At 53.2% G+C, this 19645-nt stretch carries 8 protein-coding genes; 4 read left to right on the top strand and 4 right to left on the bottom strand.

The features are described 5' to 3' along the window. Nucleotides 1-235 precede the first annotated feature (235 nt). Genes QMG93_RS25760 through QMG93_RS35445 form a run of 3 tightly spaced genes read left to right on the top strand, consistent with a single transcriptional unit; the run spans nt 236 to nt 1967 of the window. A complete protein-coding gene (locus QMG93_RS25760) occupies nt 236-1321 on the top strand; it encodes a helix-turn-helix transcriptional regulator (protein ID WP_281941612.1) in 1086 nt (361 codons plus the stop codon). Next, nucleotides 1321-1854 (top strand): EamA family transporter, encoded by a 534-nt coding sequence (locus QMG93_RS25755; RefSeq protein ID WP_281941610.1) that lies wholly within the window; start codon nt 1321-1323, stop codon nt 1852-1854. Before QMG93_RS25760 ends, QMG93_RS25755 begins: the two co-directional genes overlap by 1 nt. After that, a complete protein-coding gene (locus QMG93_RS35445) occupies nt 1833-1967 on the top strand; it encodes a hypothetical protein (protein ID WP_413789338.1) in 135 nt (44 codons plus the stop codon). Before QMG93_RS25755 ends, QMG93_RS35445 begins: the two co-directional genes overlap by 22 nt. A 25-nt stretch (nt 1968-1992) precedes the next feature. Here QMG93_RS35445 and QMG93_RS25750 read toward each other — a convergent pair whose 3' ends face one another. Further along, nucleotides 1993-3882, bottom strand: a complete 1890-nt coding sequence (locus tag QMG93_RS25750; RefSeq protein ID WP_281941609.1) for a PAS domain S-box protein — start codon at nt 3880-3882, stop codon at nt 1993-1995. Between the two features lie 253 nt (nt 3883-4135). Here QMG93_RS25750 and QMG93_RS25745 point away from each other — a divergent pair, with 253 nt between their 5' ends. Beyond that, a complete protein-coding gene (locus QMG93_RS25745; protein WP_413789337.1) occupies nt 4136-5050 on the top strand; it encodes a CapA family protein in 915 nt (304 codons plus the stop codon). A gap of 101 nt (nt 5051-5151) precedes the next feature. Here QMG93_RS25745 and QMG93_RS25740 read toward each other — a convergent pair whose 3' ends face one another. From QMG93_RS25740 to QMG93_RS25730, 3 genes are all read right to left on the bottom strand, one after another. After that, nucleotides 5152-5436 (bottom strand): hypothetical protein, encoded by a 285-nt coding sequence (locus QMG93_RS25740; RefSeq protein WP_281941605.1) that lies wholly within the window; start codon nt 5434-5436, stop codon nt 5152-5154. Nucleotides 5437-5560: 124 nt separating this feature from the next. Further along, on the bottom strand, nt 5561-6718 hold the full coding sequence (locus QMG93_RS25735) for a cytochrome P450 (protein ID WP_281941604.1): 1158 nt from the start codon (nt 6716-6718) through the stop codon (nt 5561-5563). Between the two features lie 20 nt (nt 6719-6738). Further along, nucleotides 6739-19635 (bottom strand): non-ribosomal peptide synthetase, encoded by a 12897-nt coding sequence (locus QMG93_RS25730; protein WP_281941602.1) that lies wholly within the window; start codon nt 19633-19635, stop codon nt 6739-6741. Between the last annotated feature and the right edge of the window lie 10 nt (nt 19636-19645).

Below are 19645 nucleotides of genomic sequence, written 5' to 3'. Positions count from 1 at the left end.
TATCAGTATCTCCGAGGCTTATTGTAGGCCTGTACACAGCAAATGTCTGTGACATTTATCAAATATTTATATCAAAATTGCAACGAAAGAAAAAACGTTTTTTACCCGACCGCTCTATGCCGCTACAGAAGCAGTCCGCCATAAACCAACAATCCCCAACCTCCTCTTCCCAACTCCCTGCTTTTCACTTATAATGAGAATCATTATCAATTACAGGAAGGATATGCATCCAAACATGGAGCCCGTCAGAGCCAAGCTGTTGAAGCTTTCCGAGGGCACAAGCTGTTCGCATGCTTATAGGAAAGCGCTTGTGAAGCTGCTGCAGCAGCATGTCCCCTTCGATGCCGCATGCTGTACTACCGTCGATCCTGAAACGCTGCTGTCCACAGGAGCTGTAACGGATAAGGAGGTAGAGCTCATTCACGACCGCTTGTTCGAATACGATTATGTGAGAACAGATTATATTCCTTATCACCAATTGGTAAAGTCAGACGATTCGACCGCGACATTAAGCGGCGCGACGGAAGGCCGGCTGACGAGCAGCGCACGTTACAGGAACGTGCTGTCTCCTGCCGGCTTCAGCGACGAATTGAGGGCGGCGCTAATATATAAAGGGGTGTGCTGGGGATATTTGACGTTGTTCCGCCGCTTCGGGCAACCGTTCTTCAGCGAAGAAGAGCGTGCCTTCATCGCTTCTCTCGTACCAATCATCGCTTTGCGTTTACGCAGATCCAGCTTCGCCATGCCGGCGGAGGTTAAAGCGGAACCGGATATGGAGCCCGGCATTCTGGTGCTGGATGAAAGACTTGGCACTCTATCGGCCAACGAGACCGCATACCGCTGGCTGTCCCGACTTCGTGAATGGGAAGGCATCGACGGTGCCACGCTTCCCAGACCAGTCCGAACGGCCTGCTTCCGAGCCTTGTCGACATGGTCTGCAGCATCGCTTCCGGCGCAGTCTCCGGCAAAATCTTGTGTTCATCTTCCCGGTTATCCCTATCTGACAATTCGCGCAAGTCAATTGCACGGACCGGCGGACGGTCCTCGGCTTGCCGTATCGTTCGAGCCCGCCGGACCGGCAGATACGCTGCGCCTTATGGCCGAAGCCTGCGAGCTGAGCGAACGCGAAAAGCAAATACTCGATGCGCTCATCAGGGGCATGTCCACCAAGGAGCTCGCGCTTTCGCTGCATATTTCCGCCTATACTGTGCAGGATCACATCAAATCGATTTTTGTCAAAACGGGTGTATCCAGCCGCAGAGATCTTGTTTGGCGCCTATTCTCCCGTTTTGGCGTCGTGAGCCGCTTGGAGGATTTGTAATGTGGGTTATTTACGCTTCTTGTGCGGCGCTGTTCGCCGGCATTACTTCGATTCTTGCTAAGATCGGAATTCAAAAAATAGATTCCAACCTGGCTACTGCTCTTCGGACCGGAGTTGTAGTCATTTTTGCCTGGATCATTGTATTTGCGGGAAATATTCAGTACAGCCTGCTCGATATCAGCCTTAAATCGCTTCTCTTCCTGATTTTGTCAGGAGTAACGACTGGCGCTTCCTGGGTTTTCTACTTCAGAGCGCATCAACTGGGAAATGTTAATGTAGTCGTTCCGATTGATAAATCAAGCACCGTTCTCACGATGCTTTTTGCGATTACCATTCTGGGCGAGTCGGTCACCATATTAAAAATGATCAGCATGGCCGTGATCGGGCTTGGCACGTATTTGATGATCCAAAAACAAGCTGTCGAACAATCCGCTTCTAAGATCAGTCATTCGATTGTGTACGCCGGACTATCCGCTTTTTTCGCGCATTGCAAGAAGGGCAGGCTAGTATCGTGGTGCCCATCGACAAGTTGAGCATCATCGTAACGATCATCTTTGCTTATTTTGTATTAAAAGAAAAATTGTCGATGAAAGCTTGTATCGGTTTGATTTTGCTTACTTCCGGAACTTTACTATTGGTGGTGTGAATCGGATGCCTCCCGTAACCGTCCATTAAATGAGGGCAAACTGACGCAGAAGCTTCGTAACGGTCTCTCTCTTGACTGGCTTGCTGATATACTCATCCATTCCGGCGGCCAGGCATTTTTCCCGATCGCCCTTCAAGGCGTTGGCCGTGACGGCAATGATTCGGGGGCTCTTCTCTTTGAGATTCTTTTTTATGATTTGGGTTGCCTCCAGGCCATTCAGAACGGGCATATGCAGGTCCATAAAAATGATATCAAAATGTTCTTTGCGGGCGGCTTCGGCCGCTTCTTTACCGTTGGTGACGACGGTAACCTTATGTCCCATTTTTTCAAGCATTTTGCTCATCACAAGTTGATTGATCGGATTGTCTTCAGCGAGCAAGATGCTTGTCTTCATCGCGTTGTTTGGCATCGGCTCGAAATCCTGTTCACCTGGAAGCTCCGGAGCTTCCTTAAGCCTGATGGTGAAAATAAACGACGATCCGTTGGTACCGTCACTGACGGCGTGAATTTCTCCGCCCATCATACGGACCAGCCTGCGGCTGATCGCAAGACCGAGGCCGGTGCCTTCGTGTCTGCGGGTCATAAAGCTGCCCATTTGCGCGAACGGCTCAAATATGTGGTTAAGCCACGCGGGATCGATGCCCGTCCCTGTATCCGTAACGGTAAAGGTCAGCTTGTCCGGATCTTCCTTCCGCTGCTCCACTTTTACCGATATGCTGCCCCTTGGTGTAAATTTCACAGCATTGCCCAACAGGTTGATCAGCACCTGTTTCAGCCGCTCGTGGTCGCCGTAAATATAGTCGGGAACATCGTGATTGAGGGTGTACGTCAGGCTTAAGTTCTTTATTTCAGCTCTGCCGGAAATGACGGAAAAGCTGTCTTTAATGCATCTTCGCAGATCGAAAATCTCCTCTTGAAGTTCGATTCGCCCGGCTTCGATTTTCGAAAGATCAAGGATGTCATTAATGATGCTGAGCAGGGTCTCTCCGCTTTTGCGGATCACTTCTATACAGCTCCGCTGCTCCTCGCTTAAATCGGTCATATCAAGCAAAATATCCGTCATTCCGACCACCCCGTTCATGGGTGTACGGATTTCATGGCTCATCATGGCCAAAAACTCGCTCTTTGCTTTATTGGTGGCCTCGGCTGTCTCCTTGGCAAGCAGTAATTTTTTCTGTTCAGATATGTCCTTACAAATCAGGTAAAACCCGATATTATGCCCGCCTACAAAAATCGGCGCTATACTTGCAAGCACTTCGACGGTATTACCATCTTTGGTAACCAGCATGCCGATGTCATGCTCAATTGAATTATCGTAAAGAGACTTTTCAAGTATCTTGCTTACATTTTCTTTTCCGATCAGATTCGCAAGCTTCATACCGATCAATTCCGTTTCGATCAAGTACCCGGTCAGCTTCTCGGCCATGGTATTGGCATTAATAATACGGCCGTCGAGGCCAAAGGATATAACGGCATCATGGTTGTATTTTTTTAGCGAAGTATACCGTTCGACGGACTCCTGAAGCCGTCGCTCCGAATCTTTTTGTTTCGTGATATCAATCATTTGGGTAATGTAATACATTGGGTTGCCCGTCTCGTCGCAAAAAAGCTTGATGGATAGCAGTCCCCACATGATCTCGCCATTTTTTTTGATGTATCTGCCTTCCATCTGTACTTCACCGTCATTGCTCAATAACGCCTTTAGATCGTCAATGTCGGGTTGCGCTTCATCGGGGTGAGTAAAGTCGCCTATTCGCTTGCCGTCAAACTCCGCTTTGGAATATCCCAACATCTTTTCCATTGCGGGATTGACCGTCAAAATAAGACCATCGGGCGAAACAAGGGAAATTCCAAAAGAAGCATGGTCAAACACTTGTTGATTGAAGGTGACTTGGTTCAAATTCACGCGATGCATGCGGCTTACCTCCGTAGGTTCTACAAATAACTTCGTTTTTTCGTTCAAATGACACAATTCCTAAGGTATTTACCCATTATTGGGTCTACTGAAACATAAAAGTTTTTAATCCAATATAACTCACGCCATGTGGCGCAACAGCCTGCCGACAATATCCGGAAGGCTGTTTCTTCTGGCCGCGCTGAGGATGCCCAACTTACAAGCATTTCGCTTTTCTATCGCATAAGGTGTAATCAGGAAAGGAGTGGGTGGATTGACGAAAATCACAATCGCTGCAGTCGGGGATTTGTTGATGAAAAAGAAGATGATCGCCTCGGCCGCACGGGAAGGCGGATTCGCCCCCATTTTTGCTAAAGTGAAACCCTATCTGCGGAAATCCGATTTAACGATAGGCAATCTGGAGACGACCTTCTCCGGCAACAATTTTCGCGGAGAGCCCGGAAAACTGTTGTTTAACTCCCCGGACAAATTCGCTGCTACGCTCCGAAACCTGGGCTTCGATGTATTAAGCACAGCCAATAACCATTGTATGGACGGGAAACGAGCCGGTTTGATGCGGACATTAAACGTCCTCGATCGACACGGTCTGCGGCATACGGGCACGTATCGCTCCGCCCGGGAAGCCCGCCGCAAGCTGATTGTTAACGTAAAAGGAATAAAAATCGGAATACTGGCTTATACGAAAGGAACGAACGGGATTCCCGTGCCGGAACCGCGGTTAGTCAACAGGCTAAACCGGAAAAAAATAATAGCGGACGTACGCAGCTTGAAGAGTAGAACAGATTTTATCATCGCTTGCCTGCATTTCGGGAAAGAATTTCGAACTTATCCTGACCGCAACCAAATCCGGCTCATGCGGTTGTTGTTTAAGAATGGTGTGAATGTCGTGCTGGGGGCGCATCCCCATGTGCTGCATCCGATCAGAATGTTTAAGATGAAGGACAACGACGGACTTACTAGAAATCGGATAGCGGCGTCTTCTCTAGGAAATTTCGTATCCACCGAGCTTCCCCAGCATACCGCTAGACTGCGAGGAACCATCTTGAGGTTAACCTTAACGAAAAATGCAAAAGGGGTAACGGATGTGTTGAAAATGTCACGTGTGCCAACCCGCATTTTGCAAAATATAGGAAAGAAAAACGTTTATCGGGTTGTGCCGGGTAGATAGCGACGGGCATTGGCCGATGATGACACATAAGCCCGGGAACAAAGCAGCATCGCTTTCGCTTCCCGGGTTGTTTTTCTGAAAGGCAGCCGTGCTTTAACGGATTAGTTTTCGTTCAACTCACTGGAAATTTGAACACCGAATTGTTCAAAACGGGCGATAGCTGCATCAATTGACACTAATGTTTCTGGTAAATACACGCCTCCACGTGCAGTTTGTTTGCCATCCAGTCCTAGAATATGCTCAAGTGCAACCAATACGCCAAGCGCTGTAAGATGTGCCTCCGGAATTAAAATAAAAGCCGGATTTCCGGCAAAAAAGGATAGATTTTCAGGGGGTTCCCGAAGCTCTATCCTTCTTTCCGTTTGCCGCTGTCCTATCGTCTCCACGATGGCGCCGCGTTTTACTTGCCGTTAAAGAATAATTGAATTGCCCGACTCGCGTTATTCGGCGAATCCGACCGTGAATCATGTTAAACGCGACATAGAGCCCGTAGTCTCGATTTTTTCGCTCTTACTTTGCCGCGAATTTGTAGGCAATCGGCAGGCTTTCCGGGGCAAGCAGCACCGTGCTGTGAATCGGCACTAGTTCCTTCGCGTGTATTCGCGCTAGCTTGCTCATTTGTCCGAACAATTCGGTAAGGGCAATTTTCACTTCCAATTTGGCCAAATGAACGCCGAGACAGTAGTGGATGCCGTTCGAGAATGCCAGATGATTGGCATTGTTTTTGCGATCGATATCGAAGATGTCCGCGTTTTCAAACACCCGCTCATCCCGATTCGCCGCTCCCAGCCACACGTTGACCGGGTCTCCCCTGCGCATCAAATGACCGCCGATTTCAATGTCCTTCATGACGATGCGGAACGTCGATTGAACAGGCGAACGATACCGCAGAACTTCATCAATCACTTTGGATACCGTCTCCGGGTCCTCCCAAATCCTCTGCATGACCTCCGGGTGTTCGTCCAACGTAAGCACCGTATTCGTCAAAAGGTGCGCTGTCGTTTCAATGCCCCCGATAACAAGCAGGAAGCAAAAATCAACCAGTTCCTTGTCGGTAAACCCGCCCCCTGTCTCTCCTTTGACAGACAGCAACGCGCTCACCAAATCGTCCTTGGGTTCTCTCCGCCGGCTGTCAATCATCCATTGGAAATAGCTGCAAATCTCGTCTTGAAGCGCTTCGCTTTCCTCTTCATATGCATCCATTCCCCCGGTGAACGAGTTATACTTTATTTCCAGTTCAGACCACCTTTTAAAAGGAAGCCGATCTTCAGGGGGAATGCCCAACCAGTCCGTTAGGACATGAAGCGGCAGCGGGATCGAGAAGCTCCGGACCAGATCCGTTTCTTCCCGTCCCCTCAAAGCGTCGATTAATTCTGTCACCACTGCGACAATGCGCGTAGCAATGCCCATGGCCATCTTGGGCGTGAACAGCTGGCTCGCCATGGAACGGTATTTCTGATGCCGCGGCGGGTCCATAAACAGGATGCTTCTCTCCTCAAAAGAAACCTGGGAAGAGAAGGTAGAATGATCGGTCAGCACTTGCTTGACATCCTCATACCGGAACACATTCCAGGCATGATTGGTGTCTTTGTAGACAGGATTGGCAGCGCGCATTTGCCGGTAAAGAGGGAACGGATTCAATCCGTCCCATGTGATCGGCTGATTCATAGGGCCCTCCTCGTTTCTTCTTATTTCCGATTCAAAGCAAAGACGGTATCCGTCAGCACGCGGTCAAATGCAGAGGCAAGTCCTTGAAGCAGCGGTTTGCGGAACATGGAATAGTGGTCTCCCGCGACCTCATGGATATTGACCGGCTGACTGGAGAGGGCGCGCCACCTCATGCCCATATTTTCCACCGGACTCGTCAACGCCTGGAAGAAATCTATTCTTGCCGCAATCGGATTGGCAGCAGCATAATGATCGCGAGCATAAGTTAACGAACGGCATACGTTATAAATCTTGATTAGCTCAGGCAAGCTTTTGCAGTTCTCAACCTCCGGCATACTCGCAATGAGCTCTTTGTTGGACAGCAGCATCGACAAGAGTTCTTCGCCGGCCTGCTCTTGCTCCGCCAAGGTCAGGAACGTATGCCATACCTGCTCCGAACCGGCGGTTTGCTCCAATAATCCCACGACAAGCGGCGAATGGAGATACGGGGCGAACATATTCGTTAAAAGCTCCATCTCCGCTGCCGGTTCGAATGGGCTGTCCTCCGCTATGTCCTCAGCGTCCCCCTGAACGAACGGGGAGTCGATCAGCCCTAAAAATCCAACCGTAAAGCCCAGTGCTTCCAAGAGTCGGGCCATTTCGAAGGCAATCGTCCCGCCGATGCTCCATCCCGCCAAATAGTAACAGCCGTCAGGCTGGATGCTGCGGATTTTGTCAACATACGATCCCGCGATCTCCTCCATGGATAACGCGACAGGCTCATGATGCTGCAGCGGCGCAACTTTGATTGCCCAGCATTGGAAGCTATCGGACAAATACCCGCTGAACGGCACGTAAGGCTCCGCTTCGCCGTCCCCGGCATGAATGAAGAAGAGTTGCTTGTCCTTGGCCGCGCCTTCTTTCAACAGCAGCAGTTGTTCGTCCTGCCCTTTCTCTTCTGCCGCCGGAAGCAGCGTGCTGACGAATTCCGCCAATTTGCAGACGGTCGGGCGGTTAAAGATTTCGACTAATGGGAAATTCACCTGAAGCGCATCGAATATATCGAAGGCAAGCCTCGTGGCCAGCAGCGAATGTCCGCCGATTTCAAAGAAATTGTCGTGAATCCCGATTTCGTCTTTATCCAGTATCTTCTTCCAGATCGCCAGAAGCGTCTCTTCCATTGCGTTCTGCGGCTGCTCTTGTTCGCGGAGAGCGACATGAGCCGACGTAGGCTCCGGCAGCGCCCGGCGGTCGATTTTCCCGTTTGGCGTTAACGGCATGGTCGTCAGCGGGACAAAGTAGGCGGGAATCATATACTCCGGCAAGCGCTTGGCCAGCTCTTCCCGCAGTTCGCCTGCCGAAATAGGCGAGTCCGTCACGTAATAAGCGCAAAGCGATTTTTCCCCCGCCTTCTCGACGATGAGAACCGTTGCTTCTCTCAAAGCTTGAAGCTCCAGCATCCGGCTCTCGATTTCCCCTAATTCGATGCGATGGCCCCTGATTTTGACCTGCTGATCGATGCGGTCCATGAACTCGATATTCCCGTCGGGCAAGAACCTCGCCAAATCGCCGGTTCGATAGATCATGCGGCCTGGCTCCAAAGGATGCGGCACGAATTTCTCCGCCGTCATTTCCGGCAGGTTCAGGTAGCCCAGCGCCAAACCGTCCCCGGCCAGGCAAAGCTCCCCTGGGATGCCAATAGGCATCAGTTGCCCGCCAGCCCCCAGAATATAGGCTTCCGTATTGCTCAGCGGCTTGCCGATTGGGATCGTCGCGGCGTCGGCGGCAATGTCGTCTACCGGATAGAACGTCGCATAGACGGTGCTCTCCGTCGGTCCATACATGTGAACGATGACGTCAGGTCCTAGAGCGGCCAGAGCGCTGCGCACATGATTCACCGATACGCGTTCCCCGCCAAACAATATTTTTCTCAGCCGTGTCAAGCTGTCCAATCGGGTATCCACAAGAAGATTGAATAAAGCGGTTGTGACAAACATAATCGTCACCCGCCGGTCGATCAGGATGCGGCTGAGCCGATGGATATCGAGAATGTCGGATTTCGGCACGACGACAAGCGCGGCGCCGTTCAGCAAGGCGCCAAAGAAGTCGAAAGTAAACCCGTCGAAAGCATAGTTGGACAAGGAAGCGACGACATCATCCTCTCCAATCTCAATGTAGTCCGTTCCCTTCACGACTCGGGCCACATTCGCGTGCGTCGTCATGATGCCCTTTGGTTTGCCGGTCGTGCCGGAGGTATACATCACATAGGCGAGATCGGAGCCTTTTCCATGCGCAATGGCGGGTCTGGCCTCTTGATCTCCCAGCATTATTGCGTCCATCCGCACGATCTCCGCCAAGGAGCCTGCGGCAGACGCCGCTTGTGCAAACACAGCCTCTCTGGTCAACAGGACACGCGCTCCGCTGTCCTGAAGCATATATTGGATACGCCCCTGCGGATATTCCGGATCGATCGGCAAGTAGGCATTTCCTGTTTTTAAAACAGCCAGGATCGCCGTGACCATATCGAGCGAGCGGTCCATCAGAATCGCCAGAATGCCTCCCGGCTGTATGCCTTGCTCCAATAATCCGCCGGCTACTTGATTGGACTTTGCGTCAAGCTCCCGATAAGTCAGCTGCTCCTCTCCGAATACGACTGCCACTCGATCCGGGGTTTTCTCCACCTGCTCTTCAAAGAGGCAGTCCAGCGATTGATGCCTAGGATAAGCCGTCTGCGTGTTATTGAAGACTTCACAGATCTGCCGCTTCTCCTCCTCCTCGATGAGTGTGATAGCGGAGATCGTTTCTTCAGGCCGATTCGCCATGACGCTTAACAGCTGCGCCAAATGCCGGCCCATCCGCTGGACAGTGCTGCGTTCGAATAGCGCTGTGGCGTATTCGATGTCGAAGACTATGCCGTCCGCATGGCTTTCCTTCGCCGTCACGGTCAAGTCTACTTTCACCGTTTTCACATTGACATCCAGTGGCCGCACGGGCAGAGGCAGGCTTGGCAGCACGTCCGTCTCCGCGCTTTGCAGGGTGAACATGGTGTCGAACAGCGGATTGCGATTGGCTTCGCGGACCGTCATTGTCTTTTTCACGAGTTCTTCAAAAGGATAACTTTGGTTCTCGTATGCCTCTAGCGTGATCCTCTTCATCTCATGAATGAAGCCTAGAATCGTATGCCGGTTAGTCGGCTGACTGCGAATTGCTAGCGTATTGACGAACATCCCGATGATTTTATCGAGATCCGCATGCAATCTCCCCGCAACGGGCGTTCCTACCACGATATCTTCTTGTCCTGTGTAAGCATGCAGCAATAGGGTGTAGCCGGCCAGCAAAACCATGTTTAGCGTCGCGCCCGTCTCGGCCGCTAATCTGTGGAGCCCCGACGTTACGGCGGCGTCGATCCGAAACTGGATAACGTCCCCTCGGTGATCCGACACCTTGGGACGCGGACGATCCGTCGGCAGTTGGAGAACAGGCAGGCTGCCCACAAATTGACCCAGCCAGTAGGCTTCCTGTTTAGCCAGCTCGCCTTGCGCAGCCAGCCTATTCTGCCATACGGCGTAATCCTTGTAGTGAAGCCGTAATTCCGGCAAATCCGCGTTGGCATAAAGGGTTCCTAATTCTTCCATCAGGATATCATTGGACAGGCCATCGCCAATAATGTGATGCATGTCGAGCAGGAGAATCTGTTGATTCGGATTGATTTGTACCAGCTCTGCACGAAATAATGGAGCCTTGTCAAGCTCGAAAGGCTTCACGAATGTTTGCATCATGCCGGCCATAGCCGCTTCGATGTCTGCGTCGTGATGAAGGGCATGCTCCGGCTCACGATAGGTTAACGCGAAGACCACCTCGTCTTCAATGCGCTGAAAAGCCTCCGTATCAACCCGAACAAAGGAAGTTCGAAGTGATTCATGACGGCGAATCAGCTTCCAAAGCGCCTGCTCCAGTCGGTTGATGTCCAAATTCCCTTCGATCAGCAGCGCATCGGGCATATTGTAGACGATGGACGCCGGCTGCATCTGCTGCAGCATGTACATCCGCTTTTGCGCGGAGGATAACGGATAAACGTCCCTTTTGTCGTCGATACGGTCGATCTGCGTATATACGGAAGCTTCATGATTTCTGATAAACATCGCTTGATCCTGAAGAACCGGCAGCTTGAAGATTTGAGACAACGGCATGTCAACCTGGAACTGCCGAGAGATCGCCTTGACGACCGCCATCGCCTTGAGCGAGTGTCCGCCCAGCTCAAAGAAATGATCGATTCGGCCAATGCCGTCTCTGCCCAGTATTTCTTCCCAGATCGAGACAAGCTTGACTTCGATGGTATCCAAAGGCGCTGAATAGGCGGCTTCCTCGCGCATGCGAATGGCAAGCAGAGCGTTTCTATCGATTTTGCCGTTCGGCGTCAAAGGCATCTCATCCAACTGAATGATAGCGCTGGGGATCATAAAATACGGCAGCGACTGCGCCAAATAGTGCCGCCAGTACGCGCCGGATTGCCGCTCTTCCGCGACGATATAGGCGACCAGTATTTTTTCGCCGTCCGGGCTTTGATCCGCAAGCACGACCGCTTCGCCGACCCCTGCATGCAGCTGGAGCTGCGCTTCGATCTCGCCCAATTCTACCCGGTACCCGCGAATTTTCACCTGCTGGTCCATTCTGCCCAAGTATTCCACATTACCGTCCGGCAGCCATCTCGCCAAATCGCCTGTCCGGTACATCCTCTCGCCCGGGATAAACGGGTTAGCTACGAATTTGGCCGTCGTGAGCTCAGGCTGATTCAAATAGCCTCTGGCTAATCCCACGCCGGCGACATAGAGCTCGCCAGGCACGCCTATCGGCTGCATTTGCCCCTGAGGCCCCAAAATATAGACCTGTTTATTCGGCATGGGCTTTCCGATCGGAACATTGTGGCCGCTTGACTCCAGGCAGTTGAAAGAAGTCGTCGTCACCGTTGCTTCCGTCGGTCCGTACATGTTGTACACGAGCCGGTCCGTCAAATTCGAGTAATAAGACGGCTTCACGACATCCCCGCCCGGATAGAACAGCCGAACAGGATGACCGGGGGACAACCGTTGATTCAGCTCGCTTAAAAGCAGCGAAGAGCAGAATAGGACGGTGACGTTTTCCCGTTCAATGACAGCCTCCAGCAAATCCGCATCCAGCCCCTCTTCCTTATTGGCGATATAGACAGTGCCTCCGCATAATAGCGCCAGGTACATTTCGTCAACAGCGCCGTCAAAGGAAACCGACTGCAGATGCAGGACCGTATCCCGATGGTCAAGCTGAAACCGCTGAATAAAGGTATACAGATAAGCGGCAAGATTGCGGTGTTCATTCATAACACCCTTAGGTCTGCCTGTTGATCCGGACGTATAAATGAAGTAAGCCAAATGATGCATGTCCGTCACCGATGCCAAATTCGAGCCGTCTTCCGCATACGAAACTTCTTCCGCAAGGTCCAGCACAATCCCGTCCCACTGCCTGTCCTGCAAAAACCGGCTTTTTGTCAATAAAATCGATGCTTGACTATCCGCAAGCATGTAATCGATCCGATCTTGCGGGTAGTCGGGATCGATCGGGACGTATGCCCCTCCGGCCTTGAGCACCGCCAGGACGGCGACAATCATGTCGACAGACCGTTCTTCCATGACGGCGACCACGGTTTCCGGCCGGACGCCTTTACGCCGCAGCGTTCTGGCCAACCGATTGGCTCTATCGTTCAGCGCCCGATAACTGATTCGAGCAGCGCCCTGCTTCAAAGCGATGGCATCCGGCGTTCGTTCCGCCTGCTCTTCGAACAGCTGATGAGCGGTCTTCTCCGCCGGATAGGCGGCAGCCGAATCGTTAAATTCAACCAATAGACAATGCTTTTCTTGCGGTGGCAATAGTTCTACCGCGGAGATTGGCAGATCCGTATCCATGACCAACGATGTCAGCCATTGGCTGAACAAATCCTTCCAGCGCTCGATCGTTTCCCGTTTAAACAGTGCCGCGGCATATTCGAAGCTGAAGGATAAGATGTCCTCTTCCTCTATGACGGATAAAGTCAGTTCAAACTGCGTGACGGCATGCTCGAAAGGAAGGGAGCGCATCCGCACGCCGTGATCCCCGCCCTCATGCTTATGAGACAAGGTAAACATCGTGTCAAACAGAGGATTGCGGCTCATATCCCGCTGCGCCACCCGCTGCTTCACCAGCTCTTCGAACGGATAATCCTGATTCTCATACGATAAGAGCAGGGTCATCTTCACTTCCTGCAAATAGGCGGCAAAGGTTTTCTCGCCCTCCGGGAAAGTGCGAACCGCCAGCGTATTGACGAACATGCCGACGATGCCTTCAACATCGACGGTCGGGCGGCCGGAAATCACCGTGCCCGTAATGATGTCATCTTGACCGGCCATGCGCGACACGAAGGCGTTGTAGGCCGCGAACAGGACCATGAACAGGGTTGTGCCTGTTTGCTGCCCGATTCGGTATAAAGCGGCAGTCAGTTCGCGATCAGTGGCGAATTCGACTTCGCCGCCGGTGAAACTTTGTATCGCCGGACGCGGATAATCCGTCGGCAGGCTCAGCACAGGCAGGGAGCCCGAGAGCGAGTCCAGCCAGAAAGCTTCTTGCTTTTTCATCGCTTCCGATTGCAGCATTTCTTGCTGCCAGCAAGCGTAATCTTTGTACTGCAAAGGCAAAGGCGGGATCTCTTCGCCGTTGTAAAGCCTGAACAGCTCATCCATCATCAGGTTCACTGAAACGCCGTCCGAAATGATATGGTGCATATCCATCAGCAGGACGCAGCGATCCTCCGCGACTTGATACAGAGCCACCCGCCATAGCGGAGCCCGGTCCAGATCAAAGGGATGGATAAAGGATGCGAGCAGGGAGGGGACCTCTTCCTCCGTGGCGGCGCCATGCTCAATTTGGAAATCAACCACCGAATGAATCCTCTGGAAGGCCTCTCCGTCCACCATTTCAAAAGAAGTGCGCAGCGATTCATGCCTGTGCATCAACCGGGCGCATGCGTCATTCAGCCGCTGCACGTCCAGCGCGCTTTCAACCAGGAAGGCAGCCGGCATGTTATAGCTTTCTTCCGCCCCTTCTAGCTGCCGCAAAATATAGAGCCGCCTTTGTGCCGAAGATACAGGGTACCGTTCGCTTGGCGGAGCCGGAGCAATCGGCGCAAAGCCGCTCTGGCGCTTGGATTGCAGCAGCTGGGCCAAGGCCTCGATTGTCGGCGCCTGGAATACGCTGGTCAAGGCGACTTCCACTTGCAAGTGCTTGTATATGCGCGCCACAAGCATCATGGCTTTTAACGAATGTCCGCCCAGCTCGAAAAAGTTATCCCGAATGCCGATAGGCTTAACTTCCAACAGCTCTTCCCAAAGGCGGACAAGCTCCTCTTCCAGCGGCGTTCTGGGAGCTACGACCCTGCTGTCGCCCTCCAACGGATGGTTAGGAACCGGTAGCATTTTCCGGTCCGCCTTGCCATTGGGGGTCAGCGGAATCCGGTCCAGCTTGACCAAAAAGGACGGAATCATGTAATTGGGCAGCAAGCTGGCCAGCGAGCTTTTCACATCATCCATGGTCACGAACGTGTCCGCGGTAAAATAGCCGCAAAGATGCCTTACGGCACTATCATCCGTATATACGGTGACAACGGCTTCTTTGACCCCTTCGATTCGCAAGAGGGTAGACTGGATTTCCGATAATTCGATGCGATAGCCGCGAATTTTGACCTGCTCGTCGGCGCGTCCCACATATTCGATCCGCCCGTCAGGCAGCCATTTTGCCAAGTCCCCTGTTTTGTACATCAACGTGCCGGCCACAAGAGGATTCGCCACAAATTTGGCAGCGGTCAGCTCGGGTTGATTTCTGTACCCTCTCGCCAGGCTGGCCCCACCGATACACAGTTCACCGACTACCCCGATCGGCGATAAACGATAATCGGCATTCAAGATATACACCCGATTGTTAGCGATTGGACGGCCAATGGTAATCGGACTCTCCTGCTGAACATGTCGCGTGATCGTGCCGCCGATGCTATTTTCCGTCGGACCGTATTCATTGGTTAACTCAATATGCCCGTTTTTCGCGTTATGCTCATCGACCAAGCGCTGCGGGAGGGCTTCCCCGCCCAACGTGATCACTTTTAATGAACGGCTGTCTTCTGCGCTCAAACACTCCATTAGCGCTGCGTACAGGCTCGGCACACACATGAAATGGGTCACGGCGTGATCGACAATCGCTTTGCGAATCACAAGCGGATCTTTGGCCCCTTCGTCCGGAAGCAGAATGGAAGTGGAGCCTGCCAATAACGGAGCAAAGAAGGAAGATAGAAACCCGTCGAAAGCAAAGGAAAAGAGTTGAACCATCCGATGGGAAGCATTGAAGCCGTACTCGCCCATTCGCCATGTCAGGTAGTTCATAACGCTGCGATGCTCAATCATAACCCCTTTCGGCATGCCGGTTGTTCCCGAGGTATAGATCACATAGGCCAAATTATTCGGAGCGGCGGCCGGTTCCAGGTTTACGCCGTCTTCTGCCCCGACAGGGTCCTTTTCAAGCTCGTCCAGGTATATCGTATCGAGCGAAAAATCCGCGTTAGGCTGCAAGCCCGTTTGCGTAATAAGCCATTCGGCCCCGCTGTCGTTCAATAAATACTTGATTCGGTCATCGGGATAAGAAGGATCGATAGGCAAATAGGCGCCGCCGGCTTTTAAGATCCCGAGTAATCCGACAATCATTTCCACGGATCGCCGGACCCTAATGCCGACGATCCGGTCCTTCGTCACACCTTTATCCCGTAAAATTCGGGCTAACCGGTTCGCTCTTTGGTTTAACTGCGCAAAAGTAAGCGAAGCTTCCCCGCAAATGACCGCGGGATGGTCCGGCTGCCGCCCCGCTTGCTCCTCGAACCGGCCGTGTATGGTGGCGTGGTTTGGCGGCGTATCCAGATGGGTACGGTTAAATTCGACCAGTAATTGTTGCTTGTCGCTATCCGATAACAGCTCGATGTGGCCTATTGGCGCAGCGGCTTCCTGGGTGATGGATTCCAGCCAGCGTATGAACTGCTTGGCCCAACGCTCTGCCGTTGACGAATGGAATAATGCGCTGGCGTATTCCAGCCGGAAAGCAATATCCGTCTCCAGTTCCATCGCCGTCAAGGTTAGATCAAACTGGGCAATCGGATGCGCGGCTGGATACGTACGAATGCTCAATTCGCCGGACATCGCATTCGGATCAAGCACTTCCTCCATGGTGAACATGACGTCGAAAATCGCCGTTCGGCTGGGATCGCGCTGAATGCCGAGTTTTCTGACCAAATCGTCGAACGGATAATCTTGATGCTCGTAGGCCGATAGGAAGGTTTGTTTAACTTCGCTCAAATAGGAATCAAAAGTTTTGCTCGCCTCCGGACAGCTGCGAATGGCCAGCGTATTCACGAACATACCTACGATATCCGACAGCTCCGAGCGCGATCTGCCCGACGATACGGTCCCGACAATCATCTCTTCCTGATTCGTTATACGCGATAAATAAGCGCTGAAAGCTGCAAGCAAAACCATATAAAGCGTCGTCCCCGTCTGCTGCGCCAGCCGACGAAGCGCTTCTGTCAGCCCGGCATTCGCCCGGCAAATGATCTGCTCGCCCTCGAAGCTGCGAACCGCAGGTCTCGGCTCATCCGTCGGCAATTCCAGAACGGCCAGCTCGCCGGAAAGGGCTTCCAGCCAGTAGGCTTCCTGATCTTCCCGTTCTTTCGAACCTTCCTGTCCTTGCTCCCATACCGCATAATCTTTGTAGGCCAGGCGCTGCTCCGGCAGCGAAGCTCCCCGGTAAAGCTCGTAGAATTCCTGCTCCAGAATTTGCAGAGACACACCGTCGCTCACGATATGATGGATATCGGTCAGCAAAACATGACGCTGCTCTCCGAGGCCGATGACACTGACCCGATACAGCGGCGCGGAGGCCAGATCGAAGGGACGTATGAACTGGCGGATGAGCGCAGGAACCTCCTCTTCCTTCGCTTCGGCAAAGTTCACCTCGAAATCGACATGGCCATGAACGCGCTGCATCAACTCTCCATCGCTGAACTCAAAAGAGGTGCGCAAAGAGGCATGGCGTTCAACCAAGCGGGTACATGCGCCGACAACCCGCTGCCGGTCCAGCTTGCCTTCAAGCAGCAGCACATTCGGCATATTATAAGCGGCTTGAGCGGAATCAAGCTGGTGAAGCAAATAGATTCTTTTTTGCGCGGAGGAGACGGGATACATCTCGCCCTGCTCCGCCGGTTGAATCGCGGTGTATTCATTGCCGCCCAGCAGGGCAATCGCCTTGGCCAGCGCCTCTACCGTGGGCGACTGGAAAATTTCCCGCAGCGACACATTCACCTTCAATTCCTGATGGATACGGGAGACCAGCGCCGTGGCTCGGAGCGAGTGCCCGCCGATCTCGAAGAAATTGTCGCGGACCCCCACGCGCCCAAGGCGCAAGACATCCTGCCAGATCGCGGCCAGCTTATCTTCCAGTTCGTTCCTAGGCGCTATATAGGATACGTCGCCCTCTTCCCGGTCCGGCGCAGGCAGCGCCTTTCTGTCGACTTTGCCGTTCGGCGTCAACGGCATCCGCTCCAGCCGCACAAAGTACGACGGGATCATAAAATGAGGTAGCGTCTTCGCCAAATCTTCCCGCATCCCCGCGGTGGCCAGGTCTTCATCCGCCACCACGTACGCGCATAAATACCGCTCTCCCTGCCCGTCATCGCGGATGATAGCCGCCGCTTCCCGCACGGAAGCGATCTGCAGCAGCCTCGACTCCACTTCGCCCAGCTCCACGCGGTAACCGCGCAGTTGTACCTGGTTATCGATCCGGCCCAAATATTCGAGATTGCCGTCCGGCATCCAGCGGACCAGGTCGCCCGTCCGGTACAAGCGCTCGCCCGGCACGAACGGATTCGCTACGAACTTCTCCGCGCTGAGCTCCGGCTTCCGGTAATATCCCCGCGCTACGCCGGCGCCGCCGATGACCAGTTCCCCCGGCACGCCGACCGGCTGCAGCTGCATGCGGTCATTGACCGCATACATACGCATATTCGGCATCGGCTTGCCGATCGGCACATACCCCGCGCCGGGCAGCTTGTCCAGCGGCTCCTCGTAGTAGCTCGTGTCGATGCTCGCTTCGGTCACGCCATACACGTTCAGAATCCGAATGTCCGCGCCGAACCGCGTTTGCAGCTTGGCATACTCCTCCACGGAGCAACTGTCCGAGCTCACAATCACAACCTTCAGCTCCGGCAGCGGGATGCCCTGCTCCCGCACATAGTCGAATAACGGCGTAATCAGCGCCGGCGTCGATTCAAAGATCGTGATGCCTCGTTCTTGCAGCAGCCTCGCCAGTCCGGGAATATCGGCCCGCACTTCCTCCGGGCATAAGACGCATTGTCCGCCGTTCGCGAAGGTACGCGCCATATCCCCTGAGAACACGTCGAAAGAGAAGCTTGCCATTTGTAGCAGTCTCACCGGAAATTGATCCAATCGATAGACCGTCCGATAAGCCATGGCGACGTTGACGAAGCTTCGGTGCTCGATCATCACGCCTTTGGGCTGGCCCGTCGTCCCCGATGTATAGATGACGTAGGCCAAATCCTCCGGCCCGCTGAGAAGCTCTACAGGGGCGGAGCTCACCGCCTCCAAACCGTCATCCTCAAAATAAAGCACTTCTCCGCTGAAGCCTGCGCCTTCGGAGGACTCCTCCGCCCGGCTGCCCGCGAGCAGCTCCACGATCTGCCCTTGCAGCTCGCGCTGGGTTAACAACAGCGCAGCCTGGCTGTCGCGCAGCAGGTACGCGATCCGCCCCACCGGGTAGGCAGGATCGATCGGCAGGTACGCCCCACCCGCCTTCATGACGGCCAGCGCCCCGATGATCGTATCCGCGGAGCGGCGCGCCATAATGCCAACGATCGTCTCGCGCCGCACGCCCTTGGCCCGTAGCGCGCGAGCCAAGCGATTGGCCTGCGCATTCAAAGCGGCATACGTCCATTCCGCTTCCCCGACGACAAGCGCCGTTTGCTCGGGCGTTCTTGCCGCTTGCTCTTCGAATATTTCATGAAACGTCCTGCTCTCCGTGTCATAAGCCGCAGCGGTATCGTTAAATCCAACCAGAATGTGCTCCCGCTCCGCTTCGGACAAAAGTTCGATGTCGCCCAGCACGGCGTCCGGCTCATGAAGAACTTTTTCCAGATATCCCTCAAAATGCTTCGCTATTTGCTCAATCATGCGAGCGGAATACTGGTTAATGTCGTACTCGATTTGCAGAGTCAGCCTTTCACAGCTATTCCCGGTCAAAAAGGAAAACGCCGCCAGCGAGCCGACGGCAGCTTGATAGGCATCATCATGAATCGCATCCAACCGGACTATCGTCGTGCAGGCAGGCAGCCCCTCCGCCATCTTAGGCAATTGAAGATGTTCCGCTACGATCGCGAAAGGAAAGTTTTGATGCTCGTTGGCAGCCAACACGGTTTCCTTCATGCGCCCCAGCCACTGTTTGAACGTGAGTGAGGAATCGTAGTCTGTTTTTAACAGCACGAATTGGTTCAGCCATCCGTCATGCTCTCTTTGCTGCGCGAAAGTCGGCATCCCCACGATCACCGTGGCTTCGTCCGTATACTTCGCTAACAAATACTTAACGCCCGATAATAAAATCATATAGCGCGCAATATTGGACTTGTTCGAAATCTTGTCGATTTTCTCGATCAAGGGAAGCGGAATTTCACGCGAATAGCGCCCGGTTTTCTCGCCGGATTGGGCGGTCGGCGCCTCCCTGGGGAAGCCCGATACAGCGTCGTGAGGTTGAAGCAGCTGTAGCCAATACTGTTTTTCTTTATCGAACTGACCGCTTGCCAGCAAAATATGTTGAGAGAGCATATCTGACATCGTGTAACCT

The organism is Paenibacillus tyrphae (assembly GCF_027925525.1).
GTDB lineage: Bacteria > Bacillota > Bacilli > Paenibacillales > NBRC-103111 > Paenibacillus_G > Paenibacillus_G tyrfis_B.
Note: the sequence above shows the minus strand (reverse complement) of the source record. Positions and strands in the feature narration are given on the sequence as shown.